The sequence below is a fragment of the Rhodoferax sp. genome (assembly GCF_023701345.1).
Classification (GTDB): domain Bacteria; phylum Pseudomonadota; class Gammaproteobacteria; order Burkholderiales; family Burkholderiaceae_C; genus Rhodoferax.
On record NZ_JAMPXE010000021.1, the window covers coordinates 16612 to 34300 of the forward strand.

Annotated in this window: 19 protein-coding genes; 15 read left to right on the top strand and 4 right to left on the bottom strand. The window is 61.7% G+C overall.

All coding sequences use genetic code 11. From position 1 onward, the window contains the following. Positions 1-144: 144 nt before the first annotated feature. The 3 genes from NDI87_RS04800 to NDI87_RS04810 all read right to left on the bottom strand — a co-directional run bounded on the left by NDI87_RS04800 (position 145) and on the right by NDI87_RS04810 (position 1803). Positions 145-927 (bottom strand): DNA adenine methylase, encoded by a 783-nt coding sequence (locus NDI87_RS04800; protein ID WP_296273665.1) that lies wholly within the window; start codon positions 925-927, stop codon positions 145-147. Then, positions 872-1084: a Com family DNA-binding transcriptional regulator gene (locus tag NDI87_RS04805; RefSeq protein WP_296273683.1), complete on the bottom strand. Its 213-nt coding sequence runs from the start codon at positions 1082-1084 to the stop codon at positions 872-874. The genes NDI87_RS04800 and NDI87_RS04805 overlap by 56 nt, the downstream gene beginning before the upstream one ends. 128 nt (positions 1085-1212) lie before the next feature. Further along, positions 1213-1803 (bottom strand): Gp49 family protein, encoded by a 591-nt coding sequence (locus NDI87_RS04810; RefSeq protein WP_296273666.1) that lies wholly within the window; start codon positions 1801-1803, stop codon positions 1213-1215. Between the two features lie 139 nt (positions 1804-1942). On the opposite strand from NDI87_RS04810, the gene NDI87_RS04815 reads away from it, so the two are divergent. From NDI87_RS04815 to NDI87_RS04860, 10 genes are all read left to right on the top strand, one after another. Beyond that, positions 1943-2542 (top strand): glycoside hydrolase family protein, encoded by a 600-nt coding sequence (locus tag NDI87_RS04815; protein WP_296273667.1) that lies wholly within the window; start codon positions 1943-1945, stop codon positions 2540-2542. Then, on the top strand, positions 2539-3168 hold the full coding sequence (locus NDI87_RS04820; RefSeq protein ID WP_296273668.1) for a hypothetical protein: 630 nt from the start codon (positions 2539-2541) through the stop codon (positions 3166-3168). The genes NDI87_RS04815 and NDI87_RS04820 overlap by 4 nt, the downstream gene beginning before the upstream one ends. Next, positions 3165-3557 carry a hypothetical protein gene (locus NDI87_RS04825; protein WP_296273669.1) on the top strand — a complete coding sequence of 131 codons (393 nt, stop codon included), beginning with the start codon at positions 3165-3167 and terminating at the stop codon, positions 3555-3557. The genes NDI87_RS04820 and NDI87_RS04825 overlap by 4 nt, the downstream gene beginning before the upstream one ends. Positions 3558-3570: 13 nt before the next feature. Beyond that, positions 3571-3882: a hypothetical protein gene (locus NDI87_RS04830; RefSeq protein ID WP_296273670.1), complete on the top strand. Its 312-nt coding sequence runs from the start codon at positions 3571-3573 to the stop codon at positions 3880-3882. A gap of 3 nt (positions 3883-3885) precedes the next feature. Then, complete coding sequence (locus tag NDI87_RS04835; RefSeq protein ID WP_296273671.1) at positions 3886-4449, top strand: DUF3486 family protein; 564 nt, start codon at positions 3886-3888, stop codon at positions 4447-4449. Beyond that, positions 4446-4676, top strand: a complete 231-nt coding sequence (locus NDI87_RS04840; RefSeq protein ID WP_296273672.1) for a hypothetical protein — start codon at positions 4446-4448, stop codon at positions 4674-4676. Before NDI87_RS04835 ends, NDI87_RS04840 begins: the two co-directional genes overlap by 4 nt. Next, on the top strand, positions 4673-6211 hold the full coding sequence (locus NDI87_RS04845; RefSeq protein WP_296273673.1) for a hypothetical protein: 1539 nt from the start codon (positions 4673-4675) through the stop codon (positions 6209-6211). Before NDI87_RS04840 ends, NDI87_RS04845 begins: the two co-directional genes overlap by 4 nt. Before the next feature lie 71 nt (positions 6212-6282). Continuing rightward, positions 6283-7776, top strand: a complete 1494-nt coding sequence (locus tag NDI87_RS04850) for a DUF935 family protein (RefSeq protein ID WP_296273674.1) — start codon at positions 6283-6285, stop codon at positions 7774-7776. 3 nt (positions 7777-7779) lie between these two features. Then, a complete protein-coding gene (locus NDI87_RS04855; protein ID WP_296273675.1) occupies positions 7780-8613 on the top strand; it encodes a phage minor head protein in 834 nt (277 codons plus the stop codon). 7 nt (positions 8614-8620) lie between these two features. Continuing rightward, positions 8621-9067: a phage virion morphogenesis protein gene (locus NDI87_RS04860; protein WP_296273676.1), complete on the top strand. Its 447-nt coding sequence runs from the start codon at positions 8621-8623 to the stop codon at positions 9065-9067. 199 nt (positions 9068-9266) lie between these two features. Here NDI87_RS04860 and NDI87_RS04865 read toward each other — a convergent pair whose 3' ends face one another. Then, positions 9267-11078 (bottom strand): AMP-binding protein, encoded by a 1812-nt coding sequence (locus tag NDI87_RS04865; protein ID WP_366028344.1) that lies wholly within the window; start codon positions 11076-11078, stop codon positions 9267-9269. Positions 11079-11172: 94 nt separating this feature from the next. Here NDI87_RS04865 and NDI87_RS04870 point away from each other — a divergent pair, with 94 nt between their 5' ends. The 5 genes from NDI87_RS04870 (at position 11173) to NDI87_RS04890 (ending at position 17629) form a co-directional block, all read left to right on the top strand. Beyond that, positions 11173-12075 carry an alpha/beta hydrolase gene (locus NDI87_RS04870; protein ID WP_296273678.1) on the top strand — a complete coding sequence of 301 codons (903 nt, stop codon included), beginning with the start codon at positions 11173-11175 and terminating at the stop codon, positions 12073-12075. Between the two features lie 56 nt (positions 12076-12131). Further along, a protein-coding gene (gene prfB / locus NDI87_RS04875) for a peptide chain release factor 2 (protein WP_296273679.1) occupies positions 12132-13236 on the top strand; the annotation gives its coding sequence in 2 pieces (ribosomal slippage) (positions 12132-12212 and positions 12214-13236; 1104 coding nt in all). Continuing rightward, positions 13236-13907 carry an HAD family phosphatase gene (locus NDI87_RS04880; protein ID WP_296273680.1) on the top strand — a complete coding sequence of 224 codons (672 nt, stop codon included), beginning with the start codon at positions 13236-13238 and terminating at the stop codon, positions 13905-13907. Before prfB ends, NDI87_RS04880 begins: the two co-directional genes overlap by 1 nt. Then, a complete protein-coding gene (pepN, locus tag NDI87_RS04885) occupies positions 13891-16590 on the top strand; it encodes an aminopeptidase N (protein ID WP_296273681.1) in 2700 nt (899 codons plus the stop codon). The genes NDI87_RS04880 and pepN overlap by 17 nt, the downstream gene beginning before the upstream one ends. Before the next feature lie 34 nt (positions 16591-16624). Next, positions 16625-17629: a class 1 fructose-bisphosphatase gene (locus NDI87_RS04890; protein WP_296273682.1), complete on the top strand. Its 1005-nt coding sequence runs from the start codon at positions 16625-16627 to the stop codon at positions 17627-17629. Positions 17630-17689 lie beyond the last annotated feature (60 nt).

Below are 17689 nucleotides of genomic sequence, written 5' to 3' on the forward strand. Positions count from 1 at the left end.
TCGTCATCCATGATGGCTCTGATCAGAATCAGCATGGCGACGATTGGATGTGCGGTAAACACCGCCCAAATGAAGATCGCAAGGTGGATCATGCGGCTAGCCTTCCCCAGGACATCTCCCTCAAGCCAGCGCATTCTTTCAACCTCATCGCCCCGCCTCAAAGTTCGTAATCAGCAACTCCCCAACCACCTGATTTTTTGAAGCACCCACTGAATACCTGGTGTTTACCTGCATCAGGTTGAAACCACCAAACACGTCGCGCACACCAGGTGTGTCGTTCAGACTCAAAATGAATTTGCCTTTGACGCCGGCCAACTGCGCGGCCAGCCGGGTGAAGTCTTCCCGGCTGAACAGTTCCTTGCCATAGTCGTTCTCGCAGCCCCAGTACGGTGGGTCGATGTAAAAGAACGTGCCAGGTTTGTCAAAACGGTCAATCACATCCTGATAGGGTCTGCATTCAATGTACACCCTGGACAAGCGCAAATGGGCTTCGCTCAAGTCTTCTTCCAGGCGCAGCAAGTTCAGACGCGGAGCACCGCTGGCCGCAATGCCAAACGTCGGCTTGTTCACCCGGGCGCCAAAGGCCGCTTTGGCCAGGTAATAGAACCGGGCCGACCGCTGAATGTCGGTCAGCGTGTCGGCCGGCGTCTTCAGGAACCGGTCAAACTCATCACGCGCCACCAGCATCCACCGGAATTGCTCCACCAGGGCGGGCAGATGGTGTTTGACGCACCGGTACAGGGTGACCAGTTCGCGGTTGATGTCGTTGATGATTTCGACCTTGCTCTCGGGCTTTTTGAACAGCACCCAGGCGGCGCCCGCAAACACCTCGCAATAGGCGGTGTGCTGGGGTATCAGGTCAATGATCCGGTCAGCCAGGCGGCTTTTTCCACCCAGCCAGGCCAGGGGACTTTTTAGATGCGTCATCACATACTTTCGTGGTTGACGCTCCAGGGCGCTCGGGTTGGGGGCTCAAGGCCCGCATGTCGTTCAAAGTCCCGCAGCGCGGGCACTTGATTTGTAGTCTTACAAACTCAGCCATGGCCAGCTTTCGCTGGCATTGGCCGCATCTCACTTCTTGCATGGCATCTCCGATAATGCCCCGGCCTGTACAGGTGGCAGGGTCTTCGGTCAATGCCGTGCTTGCTCACGGCGGAGGCGGGTGACCAGGGTGTTAGCGCACCATGGGCAGTCGCCCTGTCTTTTTTTCGGTCAGTCGGTCTCTGCGGGTGATACCGCTGCAGAAGCCAGCCGCTCCCGCAACGCATACCCTTCCAGCTCCCACAGCTTTTCCCGGGCGGCATTGAGGGCGTTTCGTTTCGCGATCTGCTCGCCAACATCAGCGTCAAAGTTTGCGGCGCTGATGCATGCCGAGTGACCCACGCCGGCCACAAAGCCATCGGGCAGCAGCGCGATGGCGACCGTGCAGGTGGTTCCCCGGAAATTGTGAACAAGCACCCGCAGGCTGCAGTGCAGCTGGTCGATCTGGTCCGGCGTCACACGCGGCGCCGCCTTGCTGGTTTCTGGCAGATCGTCGTCAAGCATCTGGATCGGCATCATGGCTTTGTCTGCAGGCGTGAAGTCAACGTAGTATTTTTCACCCACCGCAAACTGCCCGATCAGCGCCGGGTTGGTGATGGTGATGCCAAGTTCGGCCGATGGCGACCACTTGGCATAGGTGTTGTCCTCATCACTGCCGTCGCTTGGGTAAGCGCTGGCGGCCACCGCGTTGAACGACAGGCGTTCGCTGGTGGCACCAGGTGCAATGTGGTTGACGACTAATTTTGCGCGCATCTTTTTCATGATGGGGTCCTTGAAATTTGGGGTGGATCTGGCTTGGTGGATCGGTGAAGCAGCCTGTAGTTTCTGCCCTGCATTCACCCCGCAATAACTAAAGCGCTTTAGTTATCAGCACTCGCGCGCGCGCGGCACAGTGCAGGGTATGAACTTTGACAACCGCTCCCTGATCACCGTGCTTGCCCTCACTGCCGCTGGCCTGGTGGGCTTGGCCGTGGAGGAGGGTTATTGCGGCAATGCTTGCCCCGATCCGGTCAAAGGCAAAGCGGTTCCGACCCTTGGCTTTGGCTCCACGGGCCGTGACATCACCATGAGCAGCACCACCACGCCGCCCAAGGCGCTGCAGCGCATGCTCACCGACGTTCAGCGGTTCGAAGGCGCCATCAAGCAATGCGTACACGTGCCACTGCACCAGTACGAGTACGACGCCTATGTCAACCTGGCCTACAACATTGGCCGCGGCAAGTCGGGCGTGGTGGACGGCTTTTGCGAGAGCAAGCGCGGCGGGCCCAGCACGCTGGTGGCGCGCCTGAATGCGTATGACTACCAGGGCGCGTGCGATGCCATTCTGATGTGGAAAAAGGCGGGTGATGTGGATTGCTCCGTGCCCGGCAACAAGCAATGCCCCGGCCTGTGGGAACGCCGCCTGCGCCTGCACCGCCAGTGCCTGGGGCCGTCCGCCAATGCGCGCCCCGTCCCCGTCATTGCGAGCGAAGCGCGGCAATCCACAGGAGTCAAGCCATGAACGCCTTTCTTCCCCCTTGGTTGATTGCCGCCGCGCTGGCCGGCGCACTCAGCTTTTACGGCGGCTTCCAGTACAGCGACAACGCCTGGCAAGCGCGCCAGGCAAAGCAGGTGCAGGCCCAGGCGCAGGCGCTGCAGGCCGAGGTTCAGCGCAGCCATGAAGCGGCGACCAAGTCTATCCAGGAGCAGTTGGCGCTGCAAAAAAGTTACACGGTTTTAAAGGAGAAGTTTGATGTTTTCAGTAATCGAGGCCCTTTGGTTGTTTTGCGCAATAGCGCTGGTGCTGTTTGTCCTGCTGGTGTTTTGCCTGGTGGTGCTGTGGCAGACGAACACCCAGGCGACAGCCAAGGCAGCGGCCCGGCTGGTGGTGGTGATTCTGCTGGCGCTGCTGTCAGCCTCACTGCTGGCGCTGTCTGGATGTGGAACAGCGCCCTTGCTGGCACCGACGCGCCTGCAGGTGCCTGCGGAGCTGCTGACCCCACCAGCCCCGCCTGTGCTGTTGACGCCGGGGTCAGCATTGCCGCCGCCTGGGCCAACCACACGGCCAACGCCCAAGCCTGCGCGGCCGACCGGCTCAGGCACCAGCGTTTGATTGACTACGTTACAGCAGCCCAGGGCACACCATGATTGTTGAATTCAATTTGTCAAACATTATTTGGGTGGTGATTGCCGGCATTGGTGGCCTGTGGGCGCTGGTGAAGGTGATTGCGATCCAGTTCAAGGGCGAGATCAAGCGCGATCTGCAAGAGCACTTCAGGGTGCAGGGCGTGACCAACACCGCCCAGTACGCCATGCTGAATGCACGTCTTGACACGCTGGACGCCTCTGCCAAAGCCGACACCGGCCAGTGGCAGCGCGTGGAGCGCGAGCTGCTCACGCTCAAGGCCGATCTTCCCCTGCATTACCAGCGCCGCGAAGACTACATCCGCGGTCAAAGCACGCTGGAGGCCAAGGTCGACGGTTTGGGCATGAAGCTGGAAAACGCCTTGCTGCGTGCTTCCCAATCAATTTTGTAACCTGGAGAATTTAATGGCTGAAATTGACCACGCCCGTTTGCGCCGCGAAGCCCTGCGCTGGCTCATTTTGCTGACGCTCAACAACGCCCGCCCGATCGGCGCGTTTGAGGGCCTGGTGCTGACCGTGGCGCAGAGCGAATACCCCGACGCCACCGCGCTGGAACTGCGCCGCGAAATGGACTACCTGCATGACCGCGAACTGATCAAGGTGGACAAACAGCCCAGCGGCCGCTGGCACGCCGAGCTGAGCCGCTTTGGTGTGGACGTGGCCGAGTACACCGTGACGTGCGAGCCCGGCATTGCCCGGCCCGCGAAGTACTGGTAAGCCATGGGCCGCAAAAGCACCATTGCCCGCCTGCCGCTGGACGTCAAGGCCTACATCGAGGCCATGCTGGCCACCGGCGCGCAAACGCTGGATGAGCTGATCGTCGACCTGCAGGCGCGCTTTCCCGCCGCATCGCACGGCGGCAACCTGCCCAGCCGCAGCGCGCTGCACCGTTACGGCAGCAAGCTGGACCGCCGCCTGTCTGCCATCAAGGCCAGCACCGAAGCCGCCAAGCTGATCCAGGCACAGGCCGGCGATGACCAGGACGCGCGCAGCGAGGCGCTGACCGCGCTGGTGCAGACCGAGTTGTTCGAGGCCATTTTGTCGCTGCAGGAAGCCGATGACCCCGACGCCGATCCGGGCGAGCGTGTCAGCATGCTCAGTGCCGCCGCCAAGAACATCGCCACCTTGACCCGGTCCAGCATCGGCCTCAAGCAGTTCCAGGCCCAAGCCCGCGCCCGCGCCAAAGCCGCCGCCGAGACCGTGGACAAGATCGCCAAGAGCGGTGGCCTGAGCGGCGACGCCGCCGAGCAGATCAGGCGCGAAATTTTGGGGATTGCGGCATGAGCATGCGCTGCGAGCATTGCAAGCACTGGGTGGACACCGTCTTTAAAGGCCAGTCCTCCTCGGGCTACGGCGTCTGGTATGGCGACTGTCACCACCCGGAGTCAGGTAGCCAGCGCGATGACCGCCACCACAGCCTGTACATCGCCTGCGCGAAGTTCGAAGCCGGGGCGCATCCAAGAAGCCTTTCCGCCGCGATGGCCGCGAAACCGACCCCTGATTTCAAATGACCTCCGCCGTCCCCTTCGAGATCCCGAACACCGCCCTTAAAGCGGTGCCGGCGGCCGTGCTGATGGGTTACCAGGCGCGCTGGGTGGCCGACCGCTCGCCGCTGAAGGTGATGGAGAAATCGCGCCGCACCGGCATCACCTGGGGCGAGGCGTCTGACAACGTGCTCACCGCCGCCAGCGACCGCACGGCGGGCGGGCAGAACGTGTATTACATCGCCTACAACCAAGACATGACGATTGAGTACATCCAGGCCTGCGCCATGTGGGCTCGGCTGTTCAACCGTGCGGCGGGCGAGATCGACGAGGGATTTTGGGACGGCGAGAGCGAGGAAGACAAGGCGATCAAGACCTACACCATCCGCTTCCCGTCGGGCTTTCGCATCGTCGCGCTCAGCAGCCGGCCAAGCAACTTGCGCGGGCGCCAAGGCGTGATCGTGATCGACGAGGCCGCGTTCCACGACCAGCTCAAGGAACTGCTCAAGGCGGCCATGGCCATGTTGATCTGGGGCGGCCAGGTGCACGTGATCAGCACGCACAACGGCACCGACAACCCGTTTGCCGAGCTGGTGGAAGACATCCGCAGCGGGCGCCGCAAGGGCACGGTGCACCGGGTGGACTTTCAGGAGGCCGTGGCCGACGGGCTGTACCAGCGCGTGTGTATGCGCCTGGGCAAGCCGTGGACGGCCGAGGACGAAGCCCTCTGGAAAGCCGGCGTGTATGCCTTTTATGGCGACGGTGCCGCCGAAGAGCTGGACTGCATTCCGTCCAACGGCACGGGCGCCTGGTTGTCACGCGCCTTGATTGAGCTGCGCATGTCGGCCGACACGCCGGTGCTGCGCTGGGAGTGCAAACCCGGTTTTGAGGTGCTGTCAGACGGCATTCGCAAGGCCGAGGCCAATGACTGGCTGGAGGCGCAAATGCTGCCCCTGCTGGAAAAATTGCCGGCCCAGGCCATCAGTTTTGACGGTGAAGACTTTGGCCGATCAGGGGACCTGAGCGTGCACATTCCGCTGCTGCAGCATCAGAACCTGGTGCGCCAGGTGCCGTTTGCGGTGGAGCTGCGCAATGTGCCTTTTCGCCAGCAAGAGCAGATCGCGTTTTACCTGCTGGACCGCCTGCCGCGTTTCATGGGCGGTGCCTTTGACGCCCGTGGCAACGGGCAGTTTTTGGCCGAGGTGGCCATGCAGCGTTATGGCGCCAGCCGCATTCAGCAGGTCATGCTGTCCGAGGGCTGGTACCGCGAGCACATGCCGCCGGTCAAGGCAGCGCTGGAAGACGGCACGCTGACCGGCCTGCCCAAGGACGCCGACATCCTGGCCGACTTGCGCGCCGTGCAAATAGTGCGTGGCGTGCCGCGCATTCCCGACACCCGAAGCACGGGTGAAGACAAGGGCAAACGCCACGGCGACGCCGCTGTGGCCGTGGCACTGGCCTACTTTGCCAGCCGCGAGATCAATCTTGGCCCGGTGAAGGCGACGACACGCGAAAGAAAAGTGTCAGAGCACATTGGCGGCATCAATTTGAATGGATTCTGAACCATTGTGGGAAAGACCGCAGTTACACGCAGTGAACAAGCTCTGTCCCCAACACTTTAAGTGACTCCACCATGACACCTCGCAACATCCTCAGCAACCACCTGGCCACCCGCGCCAACAGCCTCGACTTTTACGCCCTGGGCATGCTGTTGCCCAACCCTGACACCATTTTGCGGGCGCAGGGCAAGAGCATCACCACCTACCGCGACATGCAGGTCGACGCCCTGGTGGGCAGTTGCGTGACGCGGCGCAAGGCCAGTGTGCAGGCGCTTGACTTTGGCCTGGACCGGGGCCAGGCCAGCAGCCGCCACGGCAAGGCGGTGCAGGCCATGCTGGACGCGCTGCCGCTGACCACCATCATTGAGCAAATGCAGGACGCCGTGCTGTATGGCTATCAGCCCATGGAGGTGATCTGGGGCCAGTCTGGCGGCCTGTTTGTGCCGCTCGACGTGCAAGCCAAGCCGCCCGAGTGGTTCTGTTTTGATACCAACAACATGCTGCGCTTCAAAAGCCGGGCGTCGCCGTTATTCGGCGAAGAAGACCCGGGCAAAAAGTACCTGCTGCCACGGCAAAGTCCCACTTACCAAAATCCCTACGGCTTTGCAGCCTTGAGCATGTGCTACTGGCCGCTGTTGTTTAAAAAAGGCGGGCTCAAGTTCTGGCTGGCGTTTACCGAAAAGTTCGGCAGCGCCTTCAGCGTGGGCAAGTTGCCGCGCAGTGCCACCGACGCCGAGCGCGCCGCCTTGCTGGACAGCCTGGAGGCTTTGATTCAAGACGGCGTGGCCACCATCCCCGACGACGGCAGCATTGAGCTGGTGGAAATGGCCGGCAAAAGCGCCAGCGCCGACCTGTATGCCCAACTGGTGGCGCATTGCAGCAGTGAAATTGCCATTGCCTTGCTGGGCCAGAACCAAACCACCCAGGCCAGCGCCAACAAGGCTAGCGCCACCGCCGGGCTGGAAGTCACCAAGGACCTGCGCGACGCCGACGCGCGCATCATTGCGGCCAGCATCAACCAGCTGATCAAGTGGGTCTGCGAGCTGAACTTTGGCTCGGTAGCCACGCCTGTTTTCAGTTTTTGGGACCAAAAAGAGCAGGACGAGCTGCAGGCGGCGCGTGACAAAAGCAACCATGACGCCGGCGCCCGCTTTACCAATGCCTACTGGATGCGCGGCTACGGCTACCAGGAGGGCGACTTGCAGCCCGAGCCTGTCGCCGCCCCGGCTGTCATTGCGAGCGCAGCGCGGCAATCCACTGACCCCAAACCAGCTGCCCCCGCTTTTGCCGAACCGAGCACGCCCGCCAACACCCCCGATGAACCCGATGCCCTCGACGCCTTGGTGGACGCCGAGCTGGCGCAGTGGCAACCCGCCATGGAACCCATGGTGGACCCGATCCGCAAGCTGTTGGCCGACGCCGCAGAGCGCGGGCAGACGGCAGCCGAACTGCTGGCGCGCCTGCCCGAGCTGCTGACGCAACTTGAGGCCGATCCGCTGGCTGACTCGTTGACCCGCGCCGCCTTCACCGCGCGCCTGGCCGCCGACGCCGGTATGGCCAACGAGTAAGCCATGTCAGACGCCAGTGATTTCGCAGAGCTGCAAAAGCTCGCACCCAAAGAGGCCGTGGCATGGCTTATGGCTCGCTCGAAGCTCACAAAAAGCTATGCCTGGCAAGATGTTTGGCAAAGTGAGCACAGCACGCAATTCACAGTCAGCCGCCTGGCGCGGCTTGATCTGTTGCAGGCGCTGCACGATGGCATCACAAAATCGGTCGCTGGTGATCTGAGCCGTGGGGACTGGATGCGCGACGCCGAGCAGCTGCTGGCCGACGCCGGATGGTGGGGATTCAAAGCCGTGACCGATCCGGCTACCAGCGAGATCGTGCTCACCAAATTCGATCCCGCGCGTCTAAAACTGATCTACGACGTCAACACCCGCCAGGCCTATGCCACCGGCTTGTGGGAGCGCGTCGAGCGCAGCAAAGGGACGTTGCCTTACGTCCGCTACATCACCAAGCGTGATGAGCGCGTGCGCGCAAGCCACGCCGCCTGGGACAACGTCACACTACCGGTCGATGATCCATTCTGGCAGACCCATTGGCCGCCCAACGGCTGGCGCTGCCGCTGCCGCGTCAACAATATGACTCAGCGTGACTACGACGCAGGCAAAACCCCCACCGGGGCGGCACTCAAAAAGGCGGCGCCAACCGTCACGATGCGCGAATACATCAACCCGCGTTCGGGGGAGATCAGCCAGGTGCCGGTCGGCATCGACCCGGGCTTTGCCTATAACCCTGGGTCAGCCCGCCAGAAAGCGTTGCAGGGCGTCGTGGATGGCAAGCTGGCCGGTGCCGATCCTGGCTTGGCAGATGCGGCCCGGCGTGCTGGTTTCAAAAAGGATTGAGGTAACCATGCTCACCGTCAAAGTAGATGACGCCGCGTTCCGCGCGGATCTGGCTAGCCTGTATCGCCGCATGGTCGACCTAACGCCGGTGATGCAAGATATTGGCTCAATGATTGAGAGCCGTGTAAGCGACCGCTTCGAGAGCCGCACAGACCCAGCAGGCAAAAGCTGGGCACCGTGGGCGCCATCGACTATCAAGTCATACCCCGCAGACGGTAATCGCCAACTGCTTGATCGCTACGGTGACATGCTTTTGAGCCGCAACCACCAGGCAACAAAAGACAGCGTTCGAATTGGCTTCGGCAAGCCGTACGCGACGTACCACGAGTGGGGCACAAAACATATGCCGCGTCGTGGCCTTCTTTTCGCCGACCCCGATGTTGGATCGCTGGCTCCAGATGACGAAAAGTCCATTCTGGATATCATTGATACCTACCTGACGCCAGGGCTTTGATCGGCTGTTTTGGTAAATCTCTTCCCATCGTTGCCTATTTCGCCACAGAAAAGGTTATTTCAAAACCCCATCCCGTTTTATCCAGCCCAATCCCCATAAATCCCGATTTATCGCGCCGTTTTCTCTTTGAATATCTCAACTCCCCTCATTTTCATGCGTGATTTCAATAAAAAAAGGCCTTGCAGCCGATTTTTATAGTTTACGGGTTTGCGGCGGTGGCTGCTGTCGCCATGAGCGCAAGCGCCCGCGCCTCTTCCTGCAGCCGCAACACGCGGCGTTGCACCTTGCCAGTGGTGGTCATGGGCAGGGCATCGAGGAACTCGATTTCCTTGGGGTATTCATAAGGGGCCAGTTTGTCTTTGACGTGGGCTTGCAGTTGTTCAATCAAGTCAGTCTCAAACTGGTCCTGGGTTCCTGTGTAATTGGCGCGGGCCGCCACAAAATCAGGCGACAGCACCACATAAGCCTTGACCACCGCGCCGCGCGACGCGTCGGGCTTGGGCACCACCGCCACATTGGCCACGGCCGGGTGCTTGACCAGGCAGTTCTCGATCTCACCCGGGCCAATGCGGTAGCCCGCGGCCTTGAACACGTCGTCACTGCGGCCCTGGTACCACAGGTAACCGTCGGCATCGCGGTTGGCCAAGTCGCCGGTGCGGCACCAGTCGCCGGTGAACTTGGCCTGCGTCGACGCCTCGTTTTTCCAGTAACCCAAAAAGAAAATCGGGTCCGGCTGGCCATGCACGTCAAAGCGGTTGACGGCCACGTCGCCCACCTCCCCTGCTGCGCACTCAAGACCCGCGTCGTCAATCACCGCCAGCCGGTGGCCGGGGTAACCCATGCCCATGCTGCCGGGCTTGGGCGGCCATAAGGCGGCACAATTGCCGACGATGTAGTTGATCTCGGTCTGGCCGAACATCTCATTCACGGTCACGCCCAACTGCGCCTGGCAGTAATCGAACACCGCGTCCCCCACCGCCTCGCCGGCACTCATGATGGCTTGCAGCTGGAGGTCGAACTGCTGGCTGACGGTCTGTCCAACGCTGCCGGGAAAGGTTTTCATCATGGCTTTGAGCGCCGTGGGAAACAAAAAACTGTGTGTCACACCAAAGTCGCGCAGCAGCTCCAGCGCGGCTTGCGGGCTGAAGCGGCCATTGAAAGCCACGATCGGCCGACCAAAGTAAAGCGAGGGCAACAGCGCGTCCATCAGGCCACCGGTCCAAGCCCAGTCGGCGGGGCTCCAGAACACGGCTTCGGAACCTGCGGGTAAATGGTCAGGCGTGGTCAGTTGCTGCAAACCGTCAACCGGCTTGGCCGTCATGGCAAAACCGAACCAGTTCTGGCTGCACAAAAAGCCGGTCAGGTTGCCAATGAGCGCCTGGTGCGGGATCAACGCGCCTTTCGGATTGCCGGTGGTGCCGCTGGTGTAGATCAGGATCGCCGGCGCGTCGGCGCGCATGATGGCCAGGTCAAACAGGTCACTGGCGCCAGCCAGTGCTGGCGCATAAGCCACATCGGCCAGCGCCTGGGTGTCGGCCTCAAGCCCGACGCCAATCAGCTGGCGCAACGCCGGGCAATGGGCGCGCACTGCCTGCACGTTGACCAGCGTTTGCGCGTCGCCAATCGCCACCACGGCCGCGCTGTCCTGCAAGCGGAATTCAAGCGCTTCCGGGCCAAACAGTTGCGACAGCGGCATGGCCACGGCACCCATTTGCAGCACCGCCATGTAGGCCACCGCGGTCTCGAAACACTGCGGCAGCACAATGGCCACCCGGTCACCGGGCTGCACCCCCAGGCCGGTCAGCACGTTGGACAGGCGGTTGGCCTGGTCCTGCAACTCGGCAAAAGAATAAGAACGGCTTGTTGTCCCTGGCTGGCTGATGTAAATCGCTATCTTTCCTGAAGCTTCGGGTAGCGCTGCCCAGCGTGCGCAACAGGCTTGCGCCATGTTGAACTGCGCAGGCACCTGCCAGGTGAAAGCTTCATACAGTCTGGCGTAAGCCGGTGGCATATCCCAAGTGTGGGCACTGCTGGCAGGCTGGCAACTGGCAACTTTGTCGCGGGATTGACTGAATGACATGCAATGCCTCCTTATGATCGGTCAAATGTACCAAGTCCAAAGAATTTCCCGTAGCGAGTTTGTCCCTATCCGCCAGCTAAATTACCACGTTCGCTGCTGGGGCGAACCCGAGCCAGGCATTACGCCGCTGGTGCTGCTGCACGGCTGGATGGATGTGGCGGCCAGCTTTCAGTTTGTGGTCGATGCGCTCGCCCAGAACCACTTCATCATCGCCCCGGACTGGCGCGGCTTTGGCCTGACCCAGTCGGGCGGCGCTGACGCCTTCTGGTTTCCCGACTACCTGGCCGACCTGGACGCCCTGCTCGACCACTTTGCACCGGGCCAGAGCGTGAACCTGGTCGGCCACAGCATGGGCGCCAACGTGGCCATGGTCTACGCCGGGGTGCGGCCCGGGCGCATCCGCCGTCTGATCAATCTGGAGGGCTTTGGTTTGCCCGACACCACCCCGACCCAGGCACCGGGGCGTTATGTCCAGTGGCTTGACGGCGTGAAGCAGTTCAACACGGGTGCACTCAAGCTCAAGAGCTACGACTCGCTGGAAGCAGTGGCGGCGCGTTTGGCAAAAAACAACTGTTACCTGAGCATGGACAAGGCACACTGGCTGGCCAACCACTGGTCGGCCGAGCTGTCCCCGGGGCAATGGACGATTTTGGGCGAGGCCGCCCACAAAATCGCCAACGCCCAGCTTTACCGGGTCGATGAAGTGCTGGCGGTTCACCGCAACATCACCGCTCCGACACTGATGGTGGAGGCCTCGGACGACAGCATGAATGCCTGGTGGCGGGGCCAATTCACCCTGGCAGAACACCATGAACGCCTGAAAGCCGTGGCCAACATCGAGATCGTCCAGGTGCCCGACTGCGGCCACATGCTGCACCATGACCAGCCGCAAGCTGTGGCCGAGTTGCTGGAGCGTTTCACGCGTTAGCCCGGCATGAGAAAATAGCGGGTTATTGACAGACTAACCCCTTTAGGACCCGCATCATGGAAGCAGAACGCATCAACGCCCTAGGCACCCAACTCAGCAGTTTGACCGCCCGTACCCTCGAATTACGGGGGTATCTTTGACTACGATGCCAAATTTGAACGCCTGAGAACCGTCAACGCCTCACTCGAAGACCCCACGGTCTGGAGCGACCCCAAGCGCGCCCAGGAGTTGGGCCGCGAGAAAAAAGCGCTCGACGGCGTGGTTGTGACCATCAGCGAGCTTGAAAGCGAACTCGCGGACAACACTGAACTGTTCGAAATGAGCAAGGAAGAAGGCGACGAAGCCGGCCTGATTCACATTGAAGAAGAAGCCGCCAAGCTCGAAGAGATCGTCAAGGGCCTGGAATTCCGCCGCATGTTCAACAACCCGGCCGACCCGCTGAACTGTTTTGTCGACATCCAGGCTGGCGCCGGCGGCACCGAGGCCTGCGACTGGGCCAGCATGCTGCTGCGCCAGTACCTGCGCTACTGCGAGCGCAAGGGCTTCAAGACCGAGATCGAGGACGAAACCCCGGGCGACACCGCCGGCATCAAGGGCGCATCGTTCAAGGTCGAGGGCGAGTACGCCTTTGGCCTGCTGCGCACCGAAACAGGCGTGCACCGGCTGGTGCGCAAATCGCCGTTCGACTCGTCGGGCGGGCGCCACACCAGCTTTGCCAGCGTGTTTGTCTACCCTGAGATCGACGACTCGATCGAGATCAACATCAACCCCTCCGACGTGCGCACCGACACCTACCGTGCCAGCGGCGCGGGCGGCCAGCACATCAACAAGACCGACTCGGCCGTGCGCCTGACGCACCTGCCCACCGGCATCGTGGTGCAGTGCCAGGACGGCCGCAGCCAGCACGGCAACCGCGACATCGCCTGGAAACGCCTGCGCTCCAAACTCTATGACTTTGAGTTGCGCAAGCAGCAGGAAGAACAGCAAAAACTCGAAGACGGCAAGACCGACGTGGGTTGGGGCCACCAGATTCGCAGCTACGTGCTCGACAACAGCCGCATCAAGGACCTGCGCACCAACTACGAAACCTCGGCCACGCAAAAAGTTCTCGACGGCGATCTGGACCAATTCATCGAAGCCTCTTTGAAGCAGGGCGTCTGATGACCGAGGCCCTGATCTTCGACATGGACGGCACCATGATCGACTCGATGGCTTACCACGCGCAAAGCTGGGTGCTTTTTGCCCGCCAGCACGGCTTGCGCATTGAAATTGACGACCTGATGCGCCGCACCACCGGGCGCACCGGCGCCGAGTGCATGCGCGAATTGTTTCAACGTGACCTCACCAACGACGAGGCCTGGGCCCTGATTGCCGAAAAAGAGCAGATCTACCGCGAACTCTTTGGCCCGGTGTTTGCCGAGGTCGCCGGTTTCAAGTCGTTTTATGCGCAGGCCCTGGCAGGTGGCCTGAAGCTGGGCGTGGGCACGGCGGGCGACCAGCACAACATCGCCTTTGCCCTGTCGCATCTGCAATTGGCACCCGCGCCGCAAGCGATTGTGGGTGGCGACGAAGGCCACCCGGGCAAACCCGAACCCGCCATTTTCCTGGAAGTTGCCCGCCAGATGAAGACCAGTGCCGCCGACTGCATTGTTTTTGAAGACGCGCCCTTTGGCATTGAAGCCGCGCGCCGCGCCGGCATGCAGGCCGTGGCCATCTGCAGCACCCACACGCCGGCCCAACTGGCTGGCCCCCACGTGATCGCCGCCGTGCGCGATTACCATGAACTGTTAAATTCGAATTTCCTGGAGACTCTGCATGTTGCTACTTCGTGATGCAAATACCCCCGCTGCGGTCATCCGCCGGGAGGACTACAGCGCCCCGGCGTTCTGGATCGACACCGTTCACCTGTGCTTTGACCTCGACCCGGCCAAGACCCGCGTGCTCAACACAATGACGCTGCGCCGCAACCCGGACGTGCCGGCCCAGGCGCTGCGCTTGGACGGCGATGAATTGAACCTGGCGCGTGTGCTGGTCAACGGCGCCGGCACCAGCTTCAAGCTGGATGCGGGCCAACTGGTGCTGGAGAACCTGCCCTTGGAGGGCAGGTTCGAGCTGGAAATTTTTACCACCTGCGCACCCGCCAAAAACACCAAGTTGATGGGCTTGTACGTCAGCAACGACTCGTTCTTCACGCAATGCGAGGCCGAGGGTTTCCGGCGCATCACGTATTTCCTGGACCGCCCCGATGTGATGGCCAGCTTTACCGTGACGCTGCGCGCCGACAAAACCAAATATCCGGTGCTGCTGAGCAACGGAAACCTGACAGACAGCGGCGCGCTTGACGACGGACGCCACTTTGCCACCTGGGTTGACCCGCACAAAAAGCCGTGCTACCTGTTTGCGCTGGTCGCCGGCCAACTGGTGTGCCGCGAGCAGCGCATCACCTCGCGCGCCGGCAAAGACCACCTGTTGCAGGTCTATGTGCGCCCCGGTGACATGGACAAGACCGAGCATGCGATGACGTCGCTGATCAACTCGGTGATCTGGGACGAAGCCCGATTTGGCCTGCCGCTGGACCTGGAACGTTTCATGATCGTCGCGACCAGCGACTTCAACATGGGCGCCATGGAAAACAAGGGCCTCAACGTCTTCAACACCAAGTACGTGCTGGCGAACCAGGCTACCGCCACCGACGTCGACTTTGCCAACATCGAGGGTGTGGTCGGCCACGAGTACTTTCACAACTGGACCGGCAACCGCATCACCTGCCGCGACTGGTTCCAGCTCAGTCTGAAGGAAGGCCTGACGGTGTTCCGCGACCAAGAATTCAGCATGGACCTGTGCGCCGAGCCGTCGGCCCGCGCCGTCAAGCGCATCGAGGACGTGCGCGTGCTGCGCACGGCCCAGTTCCCCGAAGACGCCGGCCCCATGGCGCACCCGGTGCGCCCCGACAGCTACATCGAGATCAACAACTTCTACACCGTCACCATCTACGAAAAAGGTGCCGAGGTGGTGCGCATGATGCAGACCCTGGTCGGAAGATCGGGCTTTGCCAAAGGCATGACGCTGTACTTTGCCCGCCATGATGGCAGCGCTGTGACCTGTGATGACTTTGCCCAAGCCGTCGCCGATGCCAATCCGGACTCTGCGTTGGCTAAGCTGCTGCAGCAGTTCAAGCGCTGGTACAGCCAGGCCGGCACGCCCCGACTGACCACCTCCACGCACTATGACGCCGCCACCCAAACCTGCACCCTGAATTTTGTTCAGAGCTGCCCGGCCACACCGGGTCAGGAGGCCAAGGAACCGTTTGTGATCCCGGTCAGCCTGGGGCTGGTCGGCGCCAGCAGCGGTGCCGCCCTGCCCTTGCAGTTGCAAGGCAGTTCAGCGGCTGCAAGCGACAGCCACCTGTTCGTCATGACGCAGGCCGCTGAGTCGATCACGTTTGAGAATGTCACGGAAGAACCCGTGCCGTCGATCCTGCGCGGTTTCAGCGCCCCGGTGATCGTGGACTTTGACTACACCGACGCGCAATTGCTCAAGCTGCTGGCCAATGACCCCGATCCGTTCAACCGCTGGGAAGCCGGCCAGCGCCTGGCCTTGCGCAGCGCCATCCAATCCATCATGGCAGCAGGTCCTGCGGCGAGCAGCCTCGATGCGGCCTTTATTTCGGCCATGCGTTCGGTGCTGCGTCACCCCACGCTGGATGCCGCCTTCAAGGAACTGGTGCTCACGTTGCCGTCAGAAACCTACATCGCCGAGCAGCTCGACGTGGTCGATCCGCAGCGCATCCACGCGGTCCGTGAAGCCATGCGTGAGCAACTGGCCAACGAGCTGGCCGCCGACTGGCAGTGGGCGTTTGAGGCGCATTGCCAGAACGGCGGCTACCGACCCGACACCCTGTCCAGCGGCCGCCGCGCGCTGGCGGGTCTGGCCTTGAATTACCTGTGCCTGGCCGCCCGTGCTTCCGGTGATGCGGTCTGGCCCGGCAGGGCCTACCAGCGCTTCAAGGATGCCGACAACATGACCGACCGCTTCAATGCCCTGAGTGCCCTGGTGCACACCGGCCATGCGCTGGCCACCCCGGCATTGGCACGTTTTCACAGCCTGTTCAAGTCAGAGGAACTGGTGCTCGACAAATGGTTTGCGCTGCAGGCCGGCTGCACCGACCGCGGCGGCCAGGTGCTGCCGGCGGTGCGCCAGTTGCTCAAGCACCCCGACTTCAACATCCGCAACCCGAATCGCGCCCGCAGCGTGATCTTCAGCTATTGCAGCGCCAACCCGGGCGCGTTCCACCGTGCCGATGCAGCCGGTTATGTATTTTGGGCTGATCAGGTGCTGGCGCTTGATGCCATCAACCCGCAAGTGGCGGCGCGCCTGGCACGTGCGCTGGACCGCTGGAAGAAGCTGGCCGAACCTTACCAACACGCAGCCTGTGAAGCCCTCAAGCGCGTCGCCGCAAAACCCGATCTGAGCAACGACGTGCGCGAGGTGGTCAGCCGCGCCTTGGCAGATTGAATAACAGGTTCACAACCCAAACAAAGAGACATCCATGCCTAAAAGAATATCCCTGACGCGTTACCTGGTGGAGCAACAGCGCATGGAAGGCCACATTCCGTCGCAACTGCGCCTGCTGCTTGAAGTGGTGGCACGCGCCTGCAAACGCATCAGCCAGGCCGTCAACAAAGGCGCCCTGGGTGACGTGATGGGCAGCGCGGAAAGCGAAAACGTGCAGGGCGAGATGCAGAAAAAACTCGACATCATCGCCAACGAAGTGCTGATCGAGGCCAACGAATGGGGCGGCCACCTGGCCGCCATGGCCAGCGAGGAAATGGAGGGCATCTACGTGGTGCCCAACCGCTACCCGCAGGGCGAATACCTGCTGATGTTCGACCCGCTGGACGGCTCCAGCAACATCGACGTCAACGTCAGCATCGGCACCATCTTCAGTGTGCTCGTCAAACCCGAGGGCGCGGGGGTGTCGGAGCAGGACTTTTTGCAGCCCGGCACCCATCAGGTCGCCGCCGGCTACTGCGTCTTTGGTCCGCAAACCACGCTGGTGCTTACCGTGGGTGACGGCGTGGCGGTGTTCACGCTGGACCGCGAACAGGGCTCATTCATCTTGACGGATGAACACCTGCGGATCCCCGAAGACAGCAAAGAATTTGCCATCAACATGAGCAACCAGCGCCATTGGGCTGCGCCTGTCACCCGCTACATCGACGAATGTCTGCAAGGCACGGACGGCCCGCGCGGCAAGGACTTCAACATGCGCTGGGTCGGCAGCATGGTGGCCGACGTGCACCGCATCCTGACCCGTGGCGGCGTCTTCATGTACCCCTGGGACAAGCGCGAACCGGAAAAAGCCGGCAAATTGCGACTGATGTACGAAGCCAATCCCATGAGCTGGCTGATCGAACAGGCTGGTGGCGCTTCCACCAACGGCAAGCACCGCATCATGGATATCACACCCACCAAATTACACGAGCGTGTGAGCGTTTTCATGGGTTCAAAAAACGAGGTGGAGCGGGTCACCCGCTACCACAGCGAGGCCTGAACCGGCCGCTATAATCTGCCTCTTTCCAAGCCGGTGTAGCTCAGTCGGTAGAGCAGCTCA